The following is a 20,245-nucleotide window of genomic DNA, read 5'->3' on the forward strand; positions in this document are numbered from 1 at the left end:
TGCGCGCGCAGCAATTGTGCAATCTGTGTCATAATCGAGCAAACTCGTCACAAAATTGACTCGGGCAATTACCCATCATCATAGCAATTGCTCAGGCGCTAAGTCGTGCGCGATACCCATGCGGCCGAGTCGCGCGGCCTGGAGCCGCGGCGCGGCCCTTGGCAGTGGATGGTGCAGCCGTTCGCCTTGCATGGTTTTTTACGCCCGTATACTGGTCCGGCATCGAAGTCGACACAGGCGCCGTCATGGCCAAGAAAAAACTTCCTGCCGCCAAGCCCAACTCCCCGGCCCCTGCGAAGGCGTCCTCCTCCCCGAAACGTCCGCGCAATGCGGCCGCGACGCGCGAGGCGATACTGCAATCGGCGCTCGTGGCCTTTTCCAGGGCGGGCTATGACGGCGTGGGCCTGCGTGAAATCGCAGGGGAAGCCGGGGTGACCGCCATACTCGTCAACCGCTACTTCGGTTCGAAGGAGGAGATGTTCGCCGAGGCGGTGAAGGTCACCTTCGCCGATACCAGCCTGTTCAGCGGCGATGCCGCCTCCCTCGCCGACCGTGTGGCGCAGGCGATGATCGGCAGGACCGACCAGAGCAGGCCCGATCCCTTTCGCCTGATGCTGCATTCGGCTTCCAATCCCCGCGCCGCCGCCATCCTGCGCGAGGCTCTGGCGCGCCAGTTCGAGGGGCCGCTCGCCGGCATGCTGGGGGGACGGGACACGAACGAGCGCGCCGCCTTGTTCCTCGCGCTCGTCACCGGTTTCGACCTCCTGCGCAACGTCATCGGCAGCGCCCCGCTGGCCCGGGCCGACGAAGCCCTCCTCGCCAAGCGCATCGCGGCAATGCTGAAGCCACTGGTCGACGACAAGCACGGCAAAAAAGCGGAGAAGCCCCAGCAGCTCACGCTGTTCGGCTAGGCCGGCTCCGTCAAACCGACATACGCTTGCGGACTTCCGTTTCCACCATGCTTTCGCGAGTGCCGGACATAACGACCTCGCCGCGGTCCATGACATAGAAATCGTCGGCGAGTTCGCGGGCGAAATCGAAATACTGCTCCACCAGCACGATGGCGATGTTCCCCTTCTCGCGCAGGAACTGGATGGCCCGGCCGATATCCTTGATGATGGAAGGTTGGATGCCTTCGGTCGGCTCGTCGAGGACCAGCAGCGAGGGCCGCGTCACCAGCGCCCGGCCGATGGCAAGTTGCTGCTGTTGGCCACCGGAAAGATCGCCGCCGCGCCGGCGCAGCATGTCCTTGAGTACCGGAAAGAGCGAGAAGACGTCCTCCGGAATGTAGCAATCGGCCCTTTTCAGCGGTGCAAAGCCGGTCCTGAGGTTCTCCTCGACCGAAAGGAGGGCGAAGATCTCGCGCCCCTGGGGCACATAGCCCACTCCGCGCCGTGCCCGGTCCGAGGCACTCAAGCCGGAGAGATCTGCACCGTTCCAGGTGATCCGGCCCTTGCTGATCGGCTGGTGGCCGACGAGGGCGCGCAGGAGAGACGACTTACCGACGCCGTTCCGGCCCAGCACGCAGGTCACCCGTCCCGGCACGGCCTTCATGGAAACCGAACGCAATGCCTGCGCCGCACCGTAGTGGAGATCGATTTCGGTTACTTCGAGCATGATGAAAGTCCCCTGCAAACCAGGACAGGACGGAAGACGTGCGCGCTGCCACCCTCCCCTTGATGGGAAGGGCGGGCGCCGCGTTTCCTTCCCCTCGGAATCAGCTTCGTCCTGCCCATCCCCTCACCGTCCCAGATAGACTTCGATGACACGGTCGTTGCTGCTGACCTGATCGAGCGTGCCTTCGGCCAGCACGGCGCCCTCGTGCAGGCAGGTGACGCGCACGTCGAGGTCGCGCACGAAATGCATGTCATGCTCGACCACCACCACCGAATGGTTCTCGGCGATGCGTCTCAGTAGGACCGCCGTCTGCGCCGTCTCGGCATCTGTCATGCCGGCCACCGGCTCGTCCACCAGGAGGAGCTTCGGATCCTGCGCCAGTAGCATGCCGATCTCGAGCCACTGCTTCTGGCCATGGGAAAGCGAACCTGCCAGCCGCGTACGCAGCTTGGTGAGGCGGATGGTCTCCAGTACCTCGTCGACCTTTTCCCGGATCGCCGGGGTGGCGGCCCAGAACAGGTTCGCCATGACGCCGCGCTTCGATTTCAACGCAAGCAGGACGTTGTCCTCCACGCTCTGGCTTTCGAACACTGTCGGCTTCTGGAACTTGCGCCCGATGCCGAGCTGGGCGATATCGGCTTCGTCGCGCTTGGTGAGGTCGATCTTGCCTTCGAAGAGAACATCGCCAGTGTCCGGCCGGGTCTTGCCGGTGATGACGTCCATCATGGTCGTCTTGCCTGCGCCGTTGGGGCCGATGATCGCGAGCATCTCGCCGGGCGCCACGGTGAGCGAAAGGCCGCGGAGGGCGCGATAACCGTCGAAGGAAACCTCGACGCCGTCGAGATAGAGCAGCGCGCTGGTAAGGGCTGCAGGATCAGGCTTGACGGGTGCGTTCATGGGAACCCCTGGGAGCGCGGACACCCTGTCCGCATCTTGGAAACGTATCGTCGTTCGATGAGGAGGAGCGGACGGCAGGTCTGCGCTCCCCGCCTTACTCCGCCGGTGCCTCGGACAGCTTCGATGCCTCCACCGCCTTGCGGGCCTGCCGCTTCTCCTGCCACTGCCCGATCGTGCCGATCACACCCTTCGGCAGGAACAGCGTGACCACGACGAACAGGCCGCCGAGCACGAACAGCCAGTAGGGAGCAAAGATGCCCGAGGTGAAGATCGTCTTGGCCAGGTTGACGAGCACGGCGCCGAGCGCCGCTCCCACCAGGGTGCCGCGGCCGCCCACGGCCACCCAGATCACCACCTCGATCGAATTGGCTGGCGTGAACTCGCCGGGATTGATGATGCCGACCTGGGGCACATAGAGCGCCCCGGCGAGGCCGGCCATGCAGGCGGAGACGACGAAGACGAAGAGCTTATATTTTTCAACGCGATAACCGAGGAACCTCGTACGGCTTTCCGCATCGCGCACCGCCAGCAGGACCTTGCCGAGCTTGGAGGTGACGATGGTGCGCGCGATCAGGTAGCCGATGGCGAGGGCTATGATCGTCAGCACCAGGAGCACGGTTCGGGTGGATGCCGCGGTGATGTCGTAGCCGAGGATGTCCTTGAAATCGGTGAGGCCGTTGTTGCCGCCGAATCCCATGTCGTTTCGGAAGAAGGCCAGCATCAGCGCATAGGTCATGGCTTGCGTGATGATGGAGAGATAGACGCCTGTGACGCGCGAGCGGAAGGCGAGCCAGCCGAACAGGAAGGCGAGCAGGCCCGGCACCAGGAACACCATGAGCAGCGCATAGGGAAAGAAATTGAAGCCGTACCAGGTCAGCGGCAGTTCCTTCCAGTTCAGGAAGACCATGAAGTCTGGCAGGACCGGATTGCCATACTGGCCGCGCGGGCCGATCTGGCGCATCAGATACATGCCCATCGCATAGCCTCCGAGGGCAAAGAAGGCGCCATGGCCGAGCGAGAGGATTCCGCAATAGCCCCAGACGAGATCGAGCGCGACGGCGAGCAGGGCGTAGCACAGATATTTGCCGAGCAGCGCCACCACCCAGTCGGGCACATGGAAGGGCGAAGTCTCGGGCATGGCGAGATGCCCGATCGGCACCAGCACGGCGAGAAGCGCGAGGACGGCGAGGAAGATCAGCCCGCGGCGGTCGGCGAGGAGTCTGGCAGTGATCATGTTTCAACCGCCCTGCCCTTGAGCGCGAACAGGCCGCGCGGGCGTTTCTGGATGAAGAGAATGACGAGCACAAGCAATGCGATCTTGCCGAGCACGGCGCCCGCGAACGGCTCGAGCAGCTTGTTGGCGATGCCCAGCGTCAGCGCCCCCACCAGCGTACCCCAGAGATTGCCGACGCCGCCGAACACCACCACCAGGAAGCTGTCGATGATGTAGCCGGTGCCCAGGTTCGGCGAGACGTTGTCGATTTGCGACAGCGCCACGCCGGCAAGGCCCGCAATGCCCGAACCGAGGCCGAAGGTGAAGGCATCCACCCAGTTCGTGCGGATGCCCATGGCGGAGGCCATGCGGCGGTTCTGGGTGACCGCACGCATCTGGAGCCCGAACTTGGTGAAGCGAAGGAGCAGCAGCAGCGCCGTGAAGACAAGGGCGGCGAAGACCACGATCCACAGGCGGTTCCAGGTGATGTCGAGCCCGCCCAGAGCGAAGGAGCCGGTCATGAAGGCGGGCGCCGAGACTTCCTGGTTCGTCGGGCCGAAAATCGTGCGCACGGCCTGCTGCAGGATCAGGCTGACGCCCCACGTGGCAAGCAGGGTCTCGAGCGGCCGGCCGTAGAGCCAGCGTATGATGGTGCGCTCGATCAGCACGCCCACCGCCCCCGCCACCAGGAAGGCCAGCGGAATGGCGACGAGCATCGAATAGTCGAAGAAGCCGGGTGCGAAGCTGCGGCTCACTTGCTGCACCATGAAGGTGGTGTAGGCGCCTAGCATGACCATCTCGCCATGGGCCATGTTGATGACGCCCATCACGCCGAAGGTAATGGCAAGGCCGATGGCCGCGAGCAGGAGCACCGAGGCCAGTGAGAGGCCGAACCACAGGTTCTGCGCTCCGCTCCACAGCATCAGCGTCTCGTTGATGGACTTGACGCCGGCGGCCGCCGCATCCTTCACGACTTGCGGGGCATCGGCCGGCAGCGACTGCAGGAGGCCGAGCGCGTCCTGGTCTCCCCGGCTGGTGATGAGGCCGGCGGCGGCGACCCGATCGGCCTCAGGGGTGCTGTTGGAAAGAAAGACCACGGCGGCTTTCGCCCGTTCCAGCGAACGCTTCACGGCCGGATCGGTTTCGGCGGCGATGGCCTTCTCGATAGCCGGCAGGGCCGCCTCGTCGTGGGACTTGAACACGGCATCGGCAGCTGCCAGGCGCTTGGCGGGATCGGGCGCCATCAGGGTCAGGGCGCCCTGCGCGGCCTCGATGGCGCGGCGGACGCGATTGTTGACCTTGACCTTCTTCAGGCCCGCGGGTGGCGAGGCAGCCTTGTTGCCGGTCGCTCCCTCGATGACGTCGGAACCCTTCTGGTAATAAAGCGCCTTGCTGCCGGGATCATAGGTGAGCTTGCCATCCGCGAGGGCCGCGATCACGGCGGCGGCCTGTGGGTCACCGGACGTGGCGAGCGCGTTTACGCCTGCCTCGATGTCGTCGAACTTCTCCGAAGCGAGCTTCGACTGGGCGGCGGCATCCGCAAATGCGGAGGACAGCCCCGCCATGAGCAGGAAGGCGACCAGGCCGGCGATGCGAAGAAAAGCGTGCATGGGTCGATACCGATCCCTCGATGGGCCAAGGCCTTCCCCCTTGCGGAAAAAGTGCCCCGAGGAGAGAGGAGGAGCAGCGAAACCTTTCGGGACAGGTCGCTTCCCGCATCCGTCCTGCAGGACCTTCTCCCGCAAGGGCGAAGGACGATAGGCGACGGGCGGCTTTGAACCTCGTCCGCCGCCCGTGTCTATCGGCACAGTGAAATCAGGCAGCCTTGCCGCCGCACTTGCCGGTCTTGACGTTGAGGTTGCCGCAGGCGAGCGGCTTGCGCCAATCAGCGATCATGTCCTTGGAGCCGTCGAGGTAGTCGGACCACTCGTCGCCCACAACCATCGGCGATTGCTGCACGATGTTGAACTGGCCATCCTCCTGGATCTCGCCGATCAGCACCGGCTTGGTGATGTAGTGGTTCGGCATCATGGTCGACAGGCCGCCCGAGAGATTGGGCACGGAGATGCCGATGAGGGCATCCTGAACCGCCTCGGAATCCGTGGTACCGGCGGCTTCCACCGCCTTCACCCACATGTTGAAGCCGATATAGTGGGCCTCCATGGGATCGTTGGTGGTGCGGTTGGCCTTGCCTGTGAAGGCATGCCACTTGTCGATGAAGGCCTTGTTGTCGGGCGTATCGACGGACATGAAATAGTTCCAGGCGGCGAGATGGCCGACCAGCGGCTTCTTGTCCATGCCGGCGAGTTCTTCCTCGCCCACCGAGAAGGCCACGACCGGAATGTCTGTGGCCTTGATTCCCTGATTGCCGAGCTCCTTGTAGAAGGGCACGTTGGCATCGCCGTTGATGGTGGAGACGACGGCCGTCTTCTTGCCGGCGGAGCCGAACTTCTTGATATCGGAGACGATCGTCTGCCAGTCGGACTGACCGAACGGCGTGTAGTTGATCATGATGTCTTCGGCGGCGACGCCCTTGGCCTTGAGATAGGCTTCCAGGATCTTGTTCGTGGTGCGCGGATAGACATAGTCCGTACCCGCGAGTACCCAACGCTTCACATCCTCGTTCGCCATCAGATAGTCGACGGCGGGGATTGCCTGCTGGTTCGGAGCGGCACCCGTATAGAAGATATTCTTCGAGGACTCCTCGCCCTCGAACTGCACGGGATAGAACAGGATCGAGTTCAGTTCCTCGAAGACTGGCAAGACCGACTTGCGGGACACCGAGGTCCAGCAGCCGAAGGTCGCCACGCACTTGTCCTTGGTGATCAGTTCGCGAGCCTTCTCGGCGAAGAGAGGCCAGTTGGATGCCGGATCGACCACGACAGCCTCCAGCTTCTTGCCGAGCAGGCCGCCCTTCTTGTTCTGCTCGTCGATGAGCATGAGCATGACGTCCTTCAGCGTGGTTTCGCTGATCGCCATGGTGCCCGACAGTGAATGGAGCACGCCGACCTTGATGGTGTCGTCGGCGGCCATGACGCCTCGGGTGCCGAGGGCAAGAGCGCTGGCGGCACCCGCCAGGCTGAACAGAGCGGTACGGCGATTGATCACCGGTTGTTTCATCGAACTCCCCTTAACTTCGATGTGAGGCGGACCTGGACTGGATGGGAACGGCACGAACAGCGATGCCGATCCAGGGAGTTCACGCTCTTTGTGCGTCGCAGCACATACGTTGATTGACGTATTCGGTCGCGAATGCTGCTAATTTACGCCGCACGCCCAATAATTGGGCACAATTCCGGCAGCCGGATCGGCGATCGTGGCTGCATGCAAGGCAGAAGAGACCGAATGGGCCCTCGCGGCGAGACTTGCCACGCACGGGCTTGCCCCCGACATCCTGATGCCTGTCTCCAGCAGGGTGGGACCACCGAGCCCTCCCCTGGACAAGACCGACGGTGACGATGGACCGGGCTTGCCTGAGCTTTCAGCCTCGCCCTGAAGACCGGCATGCCGATGATGCCCATCCGGCACAGACCTTGCACTGAAATGCCGGCTGACTTTCTGCAGGACTCCAGGAGATTCGCCACCGATGCCAGGCCGCCAACGCATTCTTCCCGTGCGGCGCGCCTATAACCGTTGGGTGGCAAACCAGACCCTGGAGGACTACGCTCTGCGCTTCACCGCCAAGAGCGCGCGCAAATGGTCCTCGCCGCGCGTCGCGCAGACAGCCATCGGAGCCATCTCCTTCCTGGCGCTCGAGGCGATCGGCGGCGCCATAACCCTCTCCTACGGCTTCACCAACACGTTGGCCGCCACACTGGTGGTGGGCGCCCTGCTGTTCGCAACCGCCTTGCCGATCAGCCGCTATGCCGCGCGATACGGCGTCGACATAGACCTGCTCACGCGCGGCGCGGGCTTCGGCTACATCGGATCGACCATCACCTCGCTGATCTACGCGACCTTCACCTTCATCCTCTTCGCCATCGAGGCGTCGATCATGACGACGGCGCTGCAGCTGTGCTTCGGCATTCCGCTTGCCGTTGGCTATGTGATCAGCGCGGTGGCCGTCATCCCGTTGGTGACTCATGGCATCACCTGGATCAGCCGCTTCCAGCTCATCACGCAGCCGCTGTGGATCATCCTCAACATCCTGCCCGTCGGATTCATCCTGGCGAGCGATCCCGGCAGCATCACACGCTGGCTGACATTTCCCGGCCTGCATGACGGCAACAACGCGCTCGACATCCTCAAATTCGGCGGCGCCGCCTCGGTCATCCTGGCCCTGATGCCGCAAATCGGCGAGCAGGTCGACGTGCTGCGCTTCCTGCCGGCGCCAAAGGCGGGCTCTCGCTTCGCCTGGACCTTCTCATTGCTGGCGGCGGGGCCGGGCTGGATCGTGCTGGGCGCACCCAAGCTGCTGTTCGGTTCCTTCCTTGCGGTGCTGGTCCTCGGACATGGCGTCGCCCCGGAGCACGCATCCGAACCGGCGCAGATGTACCGGATCGCCTTCGGCTACGCGCTGCCGTGGCCCTATGCGGTAACGGTGCTGACCGCCGCCTTCGTCGTCGTCTCGCAGCTCAAGATCAACGTGATGAACGCCTATGCGGGTTCGCTCGCTTGGTCGAACTTCTTTTCACGCCTCACCCACTCCCATCCGGGTCGCGTGGTCTGGCTGGTCTTCAACGTGGCCATCGCCCTCCTCCTGATGGAACTCGGCATCTACAAGGCACTCGAACAGATCCTCGGCCTGTTCGCGGTGGTGGCCGTCGCCTGGCTCGGCGCCATCGTGGCGGATCTCGCCATCAACAAGCCGCTTGGCCTGTCCCCCGAAGGCATCGAGTTCAAGCGCGCCCATCTCTACGATATCAATCCGGTCGGCACCGGTTCGATGGCGATCGCCGCGGTCTGCGCCCTTCTTGCTGCGGCGGGCCTTTTCGGCGAGGTGCTCCGCGCACTCGCGCCCTTCGTGGCGCTGGGTGTCGCCCTCCTCACCGCCCCCGCCATCGCAATCCTCACCCGCGGCAGGTACTATCTCGCACGCAAGCCGCGCGCGGCCTGGAAGCTGCGCAGCGAGATCACCTGCTCTATCTGCGAACTCGCCTTCGAGCCGGAGGACATGGCCCATTGCCCGGCCTATTCCGGGCCGATCTGCTCGCTCTGCTGCTCGCTCGACGCGCGCTGCCACGATCTGTGCAAGCCCAACGCCCGCATGCAGGCCCAGCTCAGCCGCGCGATAGACGTCACGCTGCCCGCATTCATCAGCAGCAGGCTGAGCCCGCGCATCGTACAGTTCGTCGGCATATTCTCTCTTTTCATCAGTGTAATAGGCATCATCCTTTACCTGATTTCTTTCCAGGCGGCGGGCTATGGAGGCGGCCATGCGGCGGCGATCAACGAGGCGCTGTGGGTTTCCTTCTTCATTCTCCTGATCGTCTCGGGCGTAGTCGCGTGGTTCTTCGTGCTGGCCCATGAGAGCCGCCGCGTGGCACAGGAAGAATCGGCCCGCCAGACCACGCTACTGCTCAAGGAGATCGAGGCGCACAGGCGAACCGATGCCGCCCTCCAGCGCGCCAAGGATGTCGCGGAGGCCGCGAACCTCGCCAAGAGCCGCTACGTGGTCGGTCTCAGCCACGAGTTGCGCACGCCGCTTAATGCCGTGCTCGGGTATGCCCAGATCCTGGAGCGCGACAACACGATCCCCGCCAATCGACAGGGCGGCGTGCGCGTGATCCGCCGCAGTGCCGAACACCTCTCCGGTCTGATCGATGGCTTGCTCGATATCTCCAAGATCGAGGCCGGCCGCTTCCAGCTCCAGCGCAATGACGTGCGCTTCAACGAATTCCTGGAGCAGCTGGTGGACATGTTCCGCCTGCAGGCCGAGGCCAAGGGCCTCGCCTTCCGCTTCGAGCGGCCGGATGCCCTGCCGGACACTGTGCGCGTCGACGAGAAGCGCCTGCGCCAGATCCTCATCAACCTGCTCTCAAACGCGATCAAGTTCACCCAGGCAGGCGGCGTGACGTTCAGGGTTTCCTATCGCAGCCAGATCGCCACCTTCGCCGTCGAGGACAGCGGCAGCGGCATACCCGCTTCCGAGCTCGAGCGCATCTTCGAGCCTTTCGAGCGGGGCAGCCACGAGACCGGCCTCGCCCCAAATGTCCAGCCGGGCCTCGGACTGGGGCTGACTATCACCAAGCTTCTCGTGCAGATCATGGGCGGCGAGATTTCCGTCGCCAGCACTCCCGGCGAAGGCTCGACCTTCCAGGTGAGGATGATGCTCTCCACCATCGCCGCCGTCTCCCCGCCGGCGACCGTCAACGTCAAGGGTTATGCGGGCCGCCGCCGCACCATCCTTGTCGTCGACGACGATGCCGATCACCAGGATCTGATGCGAGCCGTCCTGGAACCTCTCGGCTTCGGCATTCTGACCGCGCGCGACGGACCTACCTGCCTGGCCCTCACGGAGCATGCAGCGCCGGATCTCTTCATACTCGACATCTCCATGCCGGGCATGAGCGGGTGGGACCTCGCGCGCAGCCTGCGTGACAATGCCGGTGCCACGGCCCCCATCCTGATGCTGTCGGCCAATATCGGCGAGTCGATGCCCGCTGCCGAGGAGAACAGGGCACATGACGACATGCTGCCGAAGCCGTTCGACCTCTCCCAGCTGCTGGAACGAATCGGCTTTCTGATGCGATTGCAGTGGCTTACTGACGGTGGCGCAGAAAGCTCCGCAAGTACGGCCGCACCCGAGCTGGTCAGTCCCGGCGACAGGCATGTGGAGGAACTGCTCGAACTTGGCCGGATCGGCTATGTCCGCGGCATCGAGGCCAAGCTTGCGCAGCTTGAAACGGATCCTGCCGCCCAACCCTTCATCGAAGCCATACGCGGCCACCTGCGCAACTTCGACTTCGAGCGCTACACGGCGGTCCTGGAGGCGGTGGGGGCGCAAGGGGATACCCATGAGTGAGGCGCGCGCCCGCAACATCGTCCTCGTGGTGGACGACACGCCCGACGCGCTGGCGATGCTGACCGATGCGCTGGAGCCAGCGGGCTTCACCGTGCTTGCCGCCACTTCCGGAGGCCAGGCCCTCGCCATCGCAGGCCGCATCACACCCGACCTCATCCTGCTCGACGCCGTGATGCCGGAGATGGATGGTTTCGAAACCTGCCGCCGCATCAAGGCCACGGCCGCCATTGGCGGGGTGCCGGTGATCTTCATGACGGGCCTCACCGAGACCGAGCATATCGTCCGGGGCCTCGAGGCGGGAGGGGTGGACTATCTCACCAAGCCGATCAACATCGAGGAGCTGATTGCCCGCATCCGCGTGCACCTCGCCAATGCGCGGGCATCCCAGAGCGCCTATGCCGCCCTGGATGCCACGGGCCGTTTCCTCTTCGCCGTCACGCGGACGGGCGATATCCTGTGGTCGACGCCGCAGGCGCACCGGCTGCTCGCCGAAGCATTTCCGCCACCGGAGGGACAGGTGCGCCTGCCCTCGGCCCTGATGGAGGCGGCACGTTCCGGTGGCACGGTACACGCGGCGCAGGGCATGCAGCTCAGCTTCATGGGCCAGACCTCATCCGACGAGTTCCTCTTCCGCCTCTCGATCGATCAGGCGGCGAGCGAGGCGGACCAGCTCCGCGCGCGCTTCGCCCTCACCCAACGCGAGGCGGAAGTGCTGGTATGGATCGCCCGCGGCAAGTCCAACCGGGACATCGGAGACATTCTCGGCCTCAGCCCGCGCACCGTGAACAAGCATCTGGAGCAGATCTACGTGAAGCTCGGGGTGGAGAACCGGGCCTCGGCCGCCGTGCTGGCGAGCGGGGTGGTGAGCGGGCGCTAGATGGGAGACGTCCGCCCCTTGGGGACGGCTGGACGCCCGTAGGAGCGACCTGGCGGGGAAGCCGCGGACTTGGCGCGCCTGCCCTGGAAACGAGGCGTTTGCGTGAGAAGAAGCGCGACCGGCGGTCGCCCCTCCATGTCCGGACGATCCCCGCGAAAATTGTACTCCTGCCACATGTCGGCTACCTCTTCACTCACTCGTCCTTGGCGCAAGAGGGAAGCTCCGCATGCTCTACACGATCCTTTGCTACAATTACGAAGACGTCGTCGGTGCCTGGACCAAGGAAGAGGATGATGCCGTCCTGGCGCGCCTCGACGAGGTCCACGGGAAGATCGCCAGGGCCGGAAAGCTGGGGCCGGTCGTGCGCCTCCTGCCGACCACCGCCGCCACCACCCTGCGCAAGACGGGTGGCGAGCCGCTGGTGATCGACGGCCCCTTCGCCGAAACCAAGGAGCAACTGCTGGGCTTCTATGTCGTGGATTGCGACGATCTCGAGGAAGCCCTCGGCATCGCCAAGGAACTGGCCAAGGCCAACCCAAGCATTGGATCCTATGAGATCCGGCCGCTCTCCATCTTCAAGCAGGGGGTCCTGCCCACATGACGGACGCTGCCTGGATCAACGGCGCGCTGATCTCCGCCCGTCCGCAGGCGATGGGCGCCCTGCTGCGCTATTTCCGCGATCTCGATACGGCGGAGGAAGCCTACCAGGAAGCCTGTCTGCGTGCGTTGCGGACATGGCCCACCAACGGCCCGCCGCGCGATCCGGCCGCCTGGCTGATCTTTGCCGGGCGCAACTCCGGCATAGACGTCAAGCGCCGCGAGAAGAAACAGGAGGCGCTGCCGGAGGAGGGACAGATCTCCGACCTGGAGGACGCAGAATCCGCCCTCGCGGATCGCCTCGATGGCCAGCATTATCGTGACGATATCCTCCGCCTCCTCTTCATCTGCTGCCATCCGGAACTGCCGGCGACACAGCAGATCGCCCTCGCGTTGCGCATCGTCTGCGGGCTCAACGTCCGCCAGATCGCCCGCGCTTTCCTGGTCGGCGAGACGGCGATGGAGCAGCGCATCACCCGTGCCAAGGCGCGCATTGCCCGGGCCGACGTTCCCTTCGAGGCGCCGGGAGCGATCGAGCGGGCCGAGCGGCTCGCGGCCGTTGCGGCGATGGTCTACCTGATCTTCAACGAAGGCTATTCCGGCGGTGGCGATGCCAACGACACTCGCTCGCAGCTCTGCGACGAGGCCATCCGCCTTGCCCGCCTGCTGCTGCGCCTCTTTCCGAGTGAGCCGGAGGTCATGGGGCTGACGTCCCTCCTCCTGCTGCAGCACTCACGTTCGCCGGCACGCTTCGACGACAACAGGCAGCTCGTGCTGCTCGAAGACCAGGATCGCCGCCTGTGGAACCGGCAGATGATCGCCGAGGGGCTGGCCCTGATCGACAAGGCCACGCGGCATCGCCAGGCGGGCACCTACCAGCTCCAGGCGGCTATTGCGGCCGTGCACGCCCGCGCCGCCGCGCCGTCGGATACCAACTGGCGCCAGATCGATCTTCTCTATTCCCTCCTGGAGGAAATCCAGCCTTCGCCGGTCGTGACGCTCAACCGAGCGGTGGCGGTGTCCAAGACGAACGGGCCGGAGGCGGCGCTCGCCATGATCGAGCCGCTGGAGCCTCGCCTGTCCGGCTACTTCTATTTCCACGGTCTCAGAGGTGCCCTTCTCCTCAAGCTCGGGCGGGCCAAGGAGGCACACTGTGCCTTCGACCAGGCCATAGCCCTGGCCGGCAGCACCGCCGAGGCCGACCACATCCGGCAGCACATCGACCGGCTGACGGCGGAATACGACCGTAGTGCATCGAGCTGAAAAACAAGCCTCGTCAATGTGATGGTGCCGGAGCGTGAATCTCCGTGCCAACCCCCTCAACCAGAAAGAGAGGAGCGGCCATGTCCACATTCCTGCTCATCGTGCTCATCCTGTTCATCCTCGTCGTGGGGGTGGCAGCTTTTGCTTCAACCCGCCCCAACCGCTTCCGCGTCGAGCGCTCGCTCCTGATCCCGGCTCCTGCGGAGCGGATCTTTGCGCTTGTCAACGACTTCCACCAATGGACGCGCTGGTCGCCCTATGAAAAGCTCGACCCCGACCTCCAGCGCAGCTACGCGGGCTCCCTTTCCGGCCAGGGCGCAGTCTATGACTGGGAAGGCAATGGCAAGGCCGGCAAGGGCCGCATGGAAATCGTAGATACCCAGCCCCCCTCGCATGTGGCGATCAAGCTGGATTTCATCCGGCCATTCCGGGCAAGCAATCAGGTTGATTTCACCCTCGTTCCGGAAGGAAGCGCCACCCGGGTGAGCTGGGCCATGGAGGGCCAGTCACCCTACATGGCCAAGTTGATGGGCCTGTTCGTGGATATGGACAAACTGATCGGCAAGGACTTCGAACAAGGCCTCGCCAATCTGAGGGCGGAAACAATCCGCCCGGATGGATCCGCTTCCTGACGGCGATCCGTGAACCAAGGGTGCCGGCGCCTATCGACACGGATTGAACCTGAGACCGCCATTTCGACTGTCGGCTGCGTCGCGATGAGAAGCTTCATTGACTGGCCGGCGAGACGATATGGAAGGATCGCACGGGATAGTCGGCGCCGACCGTGGTGAGGAGGCCGAGTGCGGGCGGTGAGTCTTCCCGCTGCTTCCAGCGGATCTCGAAGCTGGCCTCCATGCCGCCTTCGGCAGAACGCCGCAGCTCACGGAAGCGGGCCTCGTAGCCCAGCGCGGAAACCGTACCGGAGAGATCCGGCGGCAGCGTGCCCGCCGGCATGGCGATGACGAGAATGGCCCGATATTCGCGCGGGATGAGCGTGTCCATCCGCGACATGCCCCACAACACCACGAGAGCGAGCAGGGTGCCCACCGCCCCCAACGCGTACTGCCCGCCCCCAAAGCACAGGCCGATCGCCGTGACGATCCACAGCGTGGCGGCGGTCGTTATGCCGCTGATGGAGGCTCCATGCTTGAGAATGGCGCCACCACCGATGAAGCCCACGCCGGTGAGGATGCCGAGTGGCAAGCGCATGACATCCATCGATGAAAAGCCGCCATCCGCCTTGCCTGAAGTCGGCAGGAGAATGTTGGCCTGGATCATCGCGAGCGCCGCCGCCAGGGCGACCAGCATCGTGGTGCGCAATCCGGCCGCATGCCCTCTCGCCTCACGGTTGAGGCCGATGAAACCGGCCGCGAGGAAGGTGGCGAGAAGACGCAGGCCGATGTCTTCCCAGCCGGGATTGAGCGGCATCAGCATGGGGATTGCCGCACGGATCGGTTCGCGCCTATCGCCCGCTCAGGAGTGCGCGTGATGATCGGCGTGGCGCTTGCGCGTGGCAGCCGCTTTCTTTGCGGCCGCCGAGCGGGCGAGTGCCGACCGGCGGGCGGAAGCGACGCCGCCGATTTCGCCACCCTTGTGGGCAGCAGGATGATCGGTATGCGTGCCGTGGCCGGATCCGCCGGGCTTCTTGCCGCCGCCGTCATCTTTGTTGACGGTCGCCCATGCGCGCCGCTCCGCCTCCTTTTCAGGGACGCCGCGCTCCTCATAGCTCTCCGCGATATGATCCGCCTTGCGTTCCTGCTTGTCGGTATATTTCGACTTGTCTCCCCGAGGCATGGGCGTGCTCCTTCATTGAACGCGTTTGACTGAAAGCTTGCGTTTGCGACCGAACAGCTGACGCAATTTGTCCTTGGCGGCGGTTAGCGTGCCGCGGCGGGCCTTCGAGAGGTTCTTTCCGGCGCGGTTGATGTAGAAGGTCAGCATCGACAGGGCAGAGCGGAAGGTATCCGTCTTCCGGCGGCGGCTCGCGTCGGCCGAGCGCTTCAGCGAACGCGCTATCGTCCCGGGACTATCGGAGGTGAAAACTCCCTTTTCGAGGTCCAGTGCATCGTTCTTCCTGGTGACCTCATCGGACCACTTGCTCTTCGCCTGGCGGGTCTTCGTGGTCTCGCCGCGCTTGCGCGGCCTCGACCCGGCACGAGCCCCGCGCGTTGTCTCGCCTTCGGGCTTCCTGGCTTGCTTGGTAGGCATGCAACTCTCCATTTCCTGAAGGTTGGTCCTCCACCCATTCAACGGCACGACGTCGAGTAGATCGGTTCGCCGCACCGAAACGGGCTGCTGTCCAGGTCTGAACGCTCGTCGACAGAGGAAGGTTCCAACGGCAACCGGCATGCCCTCATGAGAAGGCTCTCTTGCGCCCGCCATGATGCCGCTTCCCGCCGCGCGGACAATCATCCACTATTGGGCACTATCATACGGAGATCGGGAACAGTGGACCGCTTCGATGCCATCAGGGTGTTCACGCGCATCGTGGAGCGCCGCAGCTTCACCCTCGCTGCCCAGGATCTTGGCCTGCCTCGCTCCACCGTGACGGAAGCGGTCCAGCAGATCGAGGCACGGCTCGGGGCCCGACTCCTGCACCGGACGACGCGCCACGTAAGCCCCACGCTCGACGGCGAGGCCTATTATCGGCGCTGCGTCACCATCCTGGCCGATGTCGAGGATGCCGAGGCCGCATTTTCCAATGCCAAGCCGCGGGGTCTCCTGCGCGTCGACGTCCACGGCACGCTGGCTCGATTCTTCATCCTGCCGGCCCTGCCGGAGTTCCTGTCGCGCTATCCCGACCTGCAACTTCACATCAGCGAAGGCGATCGCTTCGTCGATCTCGTGCGCGAGGGCATCGACTGCGTCCTGCGGGTGGGCGATCTCCACGACAGTTCCATGGTCGGCCGCCGCGTCGCCATGCTGCCCGAAGTGACATGCGCAAGCCCCGCCTATCTCGCCAGTCACGGCACGCCGATGACTCCCGACGATCTCGAAGGCCATCATATGGTCGGCTTCGTGTCCTCCGCGACCGGCAACGTCATTCCGCTCGAATTGCAGACGGACGGCATCCTACGCAACATCAGCCTGCCCACTCGCGTCACGGTGGCGGGGGCCGAGACCCTGTTCGGCGCTGCGCTGGCCGGTCTCGGCCTGATCCAGGTGCCGCGCTATCGCCTCGGCCCCTATTTTGAGGCCGGCACGCTGGTCGAGGTGCTGAAGGACTATCCGCCGACGCCGACGCCGGTCTCGCTCCTCTATCCCCACAGCCGCCAGCTTTCACCGCGCGTGCGGGTGTTCATCGACTGGGTGACGAGAGAATTTGCGAAAAAGGCCTGAAGGCGCCAGCCTTTGCCGCTACACCCGCCTGAACGTCAGATTGATCCTCTTGCGGCCCAGCGGCGAGTGTTCACCGTCCTTGAGCGGCAAGACACCGTGAAAGGCGAGCCGGGCCGGGCCGCCCCAGACCACCACGTCGCCATGCTCCAGGGCCACCTTCATCGTCTTGTCGCTGCGCGCAAGGCCGCCGAACTGGAAGGTTGCCGGCAGGCCAAGCGATACGGAAACGATGGGCTGGCGGAAATCCCGCTCATCCTTGTCCTGGTGGAGGGACATCTTCGCGCCCGGCTCGTAACGGTTGATCAGGCATGCATCGGGGGCAAAGCCGGGAAAGCCCGCCTCATCGGCGGCCCCGGCAGCCAGGCCAAGGAAGACCGCCGGCATCGCGGGCCACGGCCTGCCGCTGAGCGGATCATCGCCCTGATAACGATAGCCGCGGCGATCGGTGACCCAGCCGGCCGCGCCGCAATTGGTCATCGCGACGGACATGATGAATCCGCCGGGCGTCACCATATGGCGGAACGGCGCGGCAGCGACGACGTCATCGAGCGCCGAAAGCATCTCGGCCTCCTTCGCCAGCGCCAGGCCGCGCAGCAGCACCGCGCCTTCGGCGATCGGCTCGCGTGCCGGCCCGCCAATCCCGGCATGGGCGAAGAGGTCCGTCATGGCTCAGCCAAGCTTGCCGATCAGCGTCTTCGCTGCCGCCGGCGCCTTGGGCTTGAAGCCATTGATCATGAAGACGAAGACATCGCGCCCGTCTGGCTGCTTCGGCGCGGCGGCGCCGACGCGCTCCAGATCGTCCGGCTCGGCGCCTGAAGCCCATGACCTGGCCCGCTCGGCCCATTTGGCGATGGCCTGCGACGAATATCCGGTCTCCTCGCTCTCGGAGGCATTTTGTAGACGGGCGTAGACAAAAGGTGCCGTGACGTCCGGGATCGAAGGAAAATCGGGCTTGTCGGTATAGACCACGGCTACGCCGTAGGCGCGCAGCAGGTCGGTGAATTCCGGGACCTTGAAACTGTCGTGGCGGACTTCGACGACGTGCCGCAGGGCATGGCCGTCATGGCTCTTCGGAAGAAGCTTGAGAAATCCCTCGAAATCCGCCGGGTCGAACTTCTTGGTCGGCATGAATTGCCAGTTGATGGGACCGAGCTTCTTCTTAAGCTCGGTGATGCCGCTCTTGATGAAGCGCTCAACCGACTCTCCCGCCTCGGACAGGACCTTCTTGTTCGTCGCGAAGCGGGTCGCCTTCATCGAGAAGACGAAATCATCGGGTGTCTCGTCATGCCATTTGGCGAAACTCTCCGGCTTCTGCGATCCATAATAGGTGCCGTTGATCTCGATCGCCGTGACCTGCCTGCTGGCATATTCAAGTTCGCGCTTCTGGGCGAGGTCGCCGGGATAGAAGGTGCCGCGCCAGGGCTCGAAGGTCCAGCCGCCGATGCCGACACGGATTTGACCCGTCATGCGAAGTCTCCAAACTGTCCATTCCTCGACAACCCGACCATAGCACGGCGAGTCCGGCAACCCGAAACCTGCGCCGCAGCCACACGGCACGCCACGAATGCCCTCACACCGCTGTTCCCCGCCCGCTGTTGGCATCCCAGCCGGCTATCCACAGGTCCCGAAGCCTGTCGCCCTCCTTGTGGAAATAGGAGCCGGTTGCCGCGCAGTTCTCTACCCTGTCGGCGCGGAAATTTCGGATCGCTGCGCGCAACTCGCACCAGGCGACGATCACGAAGACCTCGGAGTAGTAGATGAGAGCCAGAGGCCGCACGACGCGCCGGCTGGCCCGCCCCTCTTCGTCGCGATAGTCGAAGAGCAGCTTTTCCTCGTCCCGGATGGCCCTGCGCACGAGCGCGAGATCGATAGCCTCGGGCGCGGAAGCCGCACCGCCCCAGGCATGCAGGGTTCGGGAAGACAGAACCTGCCGCAATGGCGCTGGGACCGCCGCCGCCACCTTGGCCCCGGCTCTCCTGGAAGCTGCCGTAAGCTCGGCATCGCCGGTTCTCTCGATCAAGGCCAGGCCCAGTACCATGGCCTCGACTTCCTCGATCGAGAACATCAGGGGTGGCAGATCGAAACCGGGCCGCAGGATATAGCCGATGCCGCGCTCCCCTTCGATCGGCACGCGCATCGCCTGCAACGCCCCGATATCGCGATAGATCGAGCGGACGGTGACCTCCAGTGCCTCGGCGATCCGGGCCGCCGTCACGGGCCTGCGGGCAAGACGAAGGATCTGGATGATTTCGAAAAGGCGTGAAGCCTTGCGCATGGCGACCTCATCGCAACTGACACATCCCTGTCAGTTGCGCTCCTCTATAGCGTGACCCAACCGATTGAGAAAGCAGGACTTCCTCGTATCCACGGGCTCGATCGGTTTGGACCAACTGACATGAGCTATGCTGAAAACCTCTGGATCTTTCTCATCCTCCTTACCGGCATCGTCGCCGTGCCGGGCATGGACATGATCTTCGTCATCGCCAGCGCGCTGACGGGCGGGCGCCGCGCGGGCCTTGCGGCAACCTTCGGCATCATGGCCGGGGGCGCCTGCCACACCCTCATCGGCATGGCGGCAGTCGCCGTGCTCAGCCAGCTTGTACCCATGCTGTCGACCGCGATGGTTCTGCTGGGCTCCGCCTATATGGTCTGGATCGGGCTGAAGCTCGTCCGCAGTTCCATCACGGTGGATACCGTCGATGGCGGCAAGGCAACCTCGCCCATCGTGATCTTCGGCCAGGGCCTCGCGACCTGCCTCCTCAACCCGAAGGCATGGCTTTTCGTGCTGGCCGTCTATCCGCAATTCCTGAAACCTGCCTTCGGCCCGCTCTGGCCCCAGGCGCTGGTCATGGGTGCGATGACCGTGATGGTGCAACTGGCGATCTACGGTTCTCTCGCGTTGATGGCGGCGCGTGGACGCGACGCCATTACTTCCAACCCTGCGCTTACCATGTGGACCGGCCGCACGGCAGGCCTGCTGCTGGTGAGCATCGCAGGCCTGGGTTTCGTGGAGGGCGTGAGGACGTTCTACGCCGCGTGAGCATGGGCGGCGTCTCACGCTGCCTGGGGGAAGGGTTCGACGAAGCTCTCGCCGCCACGGCCGAAATAGATGGCGCGGCGCCCGGAAAGGGAGACGAAATAGCCGACACATCCCGCCGCGAGGATCGCCTCGCAGAACTGTCGATAGTCGATCCTGCGTGCCTGGATGGCGCGGATCGCCGCCTCGACGCCGGACGGCCCAAACTGCCGGGCAGGAGAAGCATGCTCGAATCCCACCGCGACCACGTGGCTGGCATCATCGGGCATGTAGTAGGTGGTCTCCGACCTTCGGAAATCGGCATGGTACATTTCCACCCCCGCCGCCGACAGTTTCATCACGACGTCGGGAAAGCTGAGGCGCCCCTCCGCCGACCCCTTGCTGCACTCTTCCATGACGAGGCGCGTCTGCGCATCCATGATAGTCCTCCCCTTCCGATCC

At 64.4% G+C, this 20,245-nt stretch carries 20 protein-coding genes; 8 read left to right on the plus strand and 12 right to left on the minus strand.

All coding sequences use genetic code 11. From position 1 onward, the window contains the following. Positions 1-245: 245 nt before the first annotated feature. Positions 246-911, plus strand: a complete 666-nt coding sequence (locus tag AC6H34_RS00365; protein WP_448146698.1) for a TetR/AcrR family transcriptional regulator — start codon at positions 246-248, stop codon at positions 909-911. Between the two features lie 10 nt (positions 912-921). On the opposite strand, the gene urtE is transcribed toward AC6H34_RS00365, so the two are convergent. The 5 genes from urtE to urtA all read right to left on the minus strand — a co-directional run bounded on the left by urtE (position 922) and on the right by urtA (position 6,847). Then, positions 922-1,617, minus strand: a complete 696-nt coding sequence (gene urtE, locus AC6H34_RS00370) for an urea ABC transporter ATP-binding subunit UrtE (protein ID WP_497537552.1) — start codon at positions 1,615-1,617, stop codon at positions 922-924. Between the two features lie 123 nt (positions 1,618-1,740). After that, positions 1,741-2,514 (minus strand): urea ABC transporter ATP-binding protein UrtD, encoded by a 774-nt coding sequence (gene urtD / locus AC6H34_RS00375; RefSeq protein WP_448146696.1) that lies wholly within the window; start codon positions 2,512-2,514, stop codon positions 1,741-1,743. Positions 2,515-2,608: 94 nt separating this feature from the next. Next, positions 2,609-3,748, minus strand: coding sequence for an urea ABC transporter permease subunit UrtC (gene urtC, locus AC6H34_RS00380; protein ID WP_497537553.1), 1,140 nt, complete (start codon positions 3,746-3,748; stop codon positions 2,609-2,611). Then, positions 3,745-5,337, minus strand: a complete 1,593-nt coding sequence (gene urtB / locus AC6H34_RS00385) for an urea ABC transporter permease subunit UrtB (RefSeq protein WP_497537554.1) — start codon at positions 5,335-5,337, stop codon at positions 3,745-3,747. The genes urtC and urtB overlap by 4 nt, the downstream gene beginning before the upstream one ends. A gap of 205 nt (positions 5,338-5,542) precedes the next feature. Next, complete coding sequence (urtA, locus tag AC6H34_RS00390; RefSeq protein WP_497537555.1) at positions 5,543-6,847, minus strand: urea ABC transporter substrate-binding protein; 1,305 nt, start codon at positions 6,845-6,847, stop codon at positions 5,543-5,545. A 466-nt stretch (positions 6,848-7,313) separates the two neighbouring features. Here urtA and AC6H34_RS00395 point away from each other — a divergent pair, with 466 nt between their 5' ends. From AC6H34_RS00395 to AC6H34_RS00415, 5 genes are all read left to right on the plus strand, one after another. Next, positions 7,314-10,691, plus strand: a complete 3,378-nt coding sequence (locus AC6H34_RS00395) for a hybrid sensor histidine kinase/response regulator (RefSeq protein ID WP_497537556.1) — start codon at positions 7,314-7,316, stop codon at positions 10,689-10,691. Then, positions 10,684-11,568 carry a response regulator gene (locus tag AC6H34_RS00400; protein WP_448146692.1) on the plus strand — a complete coding sequence of 295 codons (885 nt, stop codon included), beginning with the start codon at positions 10,684-10,686 and terminating at the stop codon, positions 11,566-11,568. Before AC6H34_RS00395 ends, AC6H34_RS00400 begins: the two co-directional genes overlap by 8 nt. 226 nt (positions 11,569-11,794) lie before the next feature. Further along, positions 11,795-12,169: a YciI family protein gene (locus tag AC6H34_RS00405; RefSeq protein ID WP_497537557.1), complete on the plus strand. Its 375-nt coding sequence runs from the start codon at positions 11,795-11,797 to the stop codon at positions 12,167-12,169. Continuing rightward, positions 12,166-13,428, plus strand: a complete 1,263-nt coding sequence (locus tag AC6H34_RS00410; protein WP_497537558.1) for an RNA polymerase sigma factor — start codon at positions 12,166-12,168, stop codon at positions 13,426-13,428. The genes AC6H34_RS00405 and AC6H34_RS00410 overlap by 4 nt, the downstream gene beginning before the upstream one ends. 80 nt (positions 13,429-13,508) lie before the next feature. Further along, a complete protein-coding gene (locus tag AC6H34_RS00415; protein ID WP_448146689.1) occupies positions 13,509-14,060 on the plus strand; it encodes an SRPBCC family protein in 552 nt (183 codons plus the stop codon). A 94-nt stretch (positions 14,061-14,154) separates the two neighbouring features. On the opposite strand, the gene AC6H34_RS00420 is transcribed toward AC6H34_RS00415, so the two are convergent. Genes AC6H34_RS00420 through AC6H34_RS00430 form a run of 3 tightly spaced genes read right to left on the minus strand, consistent with a single transcriptional unit; the run spans position 14,155 to position 15,489 of the window. Continuing rightward, positions 14,155-14,862 (minus strand): MgtC/SapB family protein, encoded by a 708-nt coding sequence (locus tag AC6H34_RS00420; protein ID WP_497537559.1) that lies wholly within the window; start codon positions 14,860-14,862, stop codon positions 14,155-14,157. Positions 14,863-14,901: 39 nt separating this feature from the next. Further along, the gene (locus AC6H34_RS00425) at positions 14,902-15,222 is read right to left on the minus strand and encodes a plasmid stabilization protein (RefSeq protein ID WP_448146687.1); all 321 of its coding nucleotides are present in this window, start codon (positions 15,220-15,222) and stop codon (positions 14,902-14,904) included. 12 nt (positions 15,223-15,234) lie between these two features. Next, on the minus strand, positions 15,235-15,489 hold the full coding sequence (locus AC6H34_RS00430; RefSeq protein WP_497539829.1) for a DUF3175 domain-containing protein: 255 nt from the start codon (positions 15,487-15,489) through the stop codon (positions 15,235-15,237). 387 nt (positions 15,490-15,876) lie between these two features. On the opposite strand from AC6H34_RS00430, the gene AC6H34_RS00435 reads away from it, so the two are divergent. Beyond that, complete coding sequence (locus tag AC6H34_RS00435) at positions 15,877-16,767, plus strand: LysR family transcriptional regulator (RefSeq protein WP_448146685.1); 891 nt, start codon at positions 15,877-15,879, stop codon at positions 16,765-16,767. Between the two features lie 18 nt (positions 16,768-16,785). Here the strand turns inward: AC6H34_RS00435 and alkB are convergent, their stop codons facing one another. The 3 genes from alkB to AC6H34_RS00450 all read right to left on the minus strand — a co-directional run bounded on the left by alkB (position 16,786) and on the right by AC6H34_RS00450 (position 19,042). Beyond that, entirely contained in the window at positions 16,786-17,433 is a 648-nt protein-coding gene (gene alkB / locus AC6H34_RS00440; RefSeq protein ID WP_497537560.1) for a DNA oxidative demethylase AlkB, read from the minus strand. A 3-nt stretch (positions 17,434-17,436) separates the two neighbouring features. After that, positions 17,437-18,234, minus strand: coding sequence for a DUF72 domain-containing protein (locus AC6H34_RS00445; RefSeq protein ID WP_497537561.1), 798 nt, complete (start codon positions 18,232-18,234; stop codon positions 17,437-17,439). Positions 18,235-18,337: 103 nt separating this feature from the next. Continuing rightward, a complete protein-coding gene (locus AC6H34_RS00450) occupies positions 18,338-19,042 on the minus strand; it encodes a helix-turn-helix transcriptional regulator (RefSeq protein ID WP_497537562.1) in 705 nt (234 codons plus the stop codon). Between the two features lie 120 nt (positions 19,043-19,162). Here AC6H34_RS00450 and AC6H34_RS00455 point away from each other — a divergent pair, with 120 nt between their 5' ends. Further along, the gene (locus AC6H34_RS00455; protein WP_497537563.1) at positions 19,163-19,807 is read left to right on the plus strand and encodes a LysE family translocator; all 645 of its coding nucleotides are present in this window, start codon (positions 19,163-19,165) and stop codon (positions 19,805-19,807) included. Between the two features lie 14 nt (positions 19,808-19,821). Here AC6H34_RS00455 and AC6H34_RS00460 read toward each other — a convergent pair whose 3' ends face one another. Further along, positions 19,822-20,223, minus strand: a complete 402-nt coding sequence (locus AC6H34_RS00460) for a DUF1398 domain-containing protein (RefSeq protein ID WP_448146680.1) — start codon at positions 20,221-20,223, stop codon at positions 19,822-19,824. Positions 20,224-20,245 lie beyond the last annotated feature (22 nt).

Source organism: Labrys sp. ALF-8 (assembly GCF_059699065.1).

Excerpts from the sequence above, each read along its gene's own strand:
- AC6H34_RS00365 (WP_448146698.1), top strand. The coding sequence starts at position 246 with ATGGCCAAGAAAAAACTTCCTGCCGCCAAGCCCAACTCCCCGGCCCCT.
- urtE (WP_497537552.1), bottom strand. The coding sequence starts at position 1,617 with ATGCTCGAAGTAACCGAAATCGATCTCCACTACGGTGCGGCGCAGGCA.
- urtD (WP_448146696.1), bottom strand. The coding sequence starts at position 2,514 with ATGAACGCACCCGTCAAGCCTGATCCTGCAGCCCTTACCAGCGCGCTG.
- urtC (WP_497537553.1), bottom strand. The coding sequence starts at position 3,748 with ATGATCACTGCCAGACTCCTCGCCGACCGCCGCGGGCTGATCTTCCTC.
- urtB (WP_497537554.1), bottom strand. The coding sequence starts at position 5,337 with ATGCACGCTTTTCTTCGCATCGCCGGCCTGGTCGCCTTCCTGCTCATG.
- urtA (WP_497537555.1), bottom strand. The coding sequence starts at position 6,847 with ATGAAACAACCGGTGATCAATCGCCGTACCGCTCTGTTCAGCCTGGCG.
- AC6H34_RS00395 (WP_497537556.1), top strand. The coding sequence starts at position 7,314 with ATGCCAGGCCGCCAACGCATTCTTCCCGTGCGGCGCGCCTATAACCGT.
- AC6H34_RS00400 (WP_448146692.1), top strand. The coding sequence starts at position 10,684 with ATGAGTGAGGCGCGCGCCCGCAACATCGTCCTCGTGGTGGACGACACG.
- AC6H34_RS00405 (WP_497537557.1), top strand. The coding sequence starts at position 11,795 with ATGCTCTACACGATCCTTTGCTACAATTACGAAGACGTCGTCGGTGCC.
- AC6H34_RS00410 (WP_497537558.1), top strand. The coding sequence starts at position 12,166 with ATGACGGACGCTGCCTGGATCAACGGCGCGCTGATCTCCGCCCGTCCG.
- AC6H34_RS00415 (WP_448146689.1), top strand. The coding sequence starts at position 13,509 with ATGTCCACATTCCTGCTCATCGTGCTCATCCTGTTCATCCTCGTCGTG.
- AC6H34_RS00420 (WP_497537559.1), bottom strand. The coding sequence starts at position 14,862 with ATGCTGATGCCGCTCAATCCCGGCTGGGAAGACATCGGCCTGCGTCTT.
- AC6H34_RS00425 (WP_448146687.1), bottom strand. The coding sequence starts at position 15,222 with ATGCCTCGGGGAGACAAGTCGAAATATACCGACAAGCAGGAACGCAAG.
- alkB (WP_497537560.1), bottom strand. The coding sequence starts at position 17,433 with ATGACGGACCTCTTCGCCCATGCCGGGATTGGCGGGCCGGCACGCGAG.
- AC6H34_RS00445 (WP_497537561.1), bottom strand. The coding sequence starts at position 18,234 with ATGACGGGTCAAATCCGTGTCGGCATCGGCGGCTGGACCTTCGAGCCC.
- AC6H34_RS00450 (WP_497537562.1), bottom strand. The coding sequence starts at position 19,042 with ATGCGCAAGGCTTCACGCCTTTTCGAAATCATCCAGATCCTTCGTCTT.
- AC6H34_RS00455 (WP_497537563.1), top strand. The coding sequence starts at position 19,163 with ATGAGCTATGCTGAAAACCTCTGGATCTTTCTCATCCTCCTTACCGGC.
- AC6H34_RS00460 (WP_448146680.1), bottom strand. The coding sequence starts at position 20,223 with ATGGATGCGCAGACGCGCCTCGTCATGGAAGAGTGCAGCAAGGGGTCG.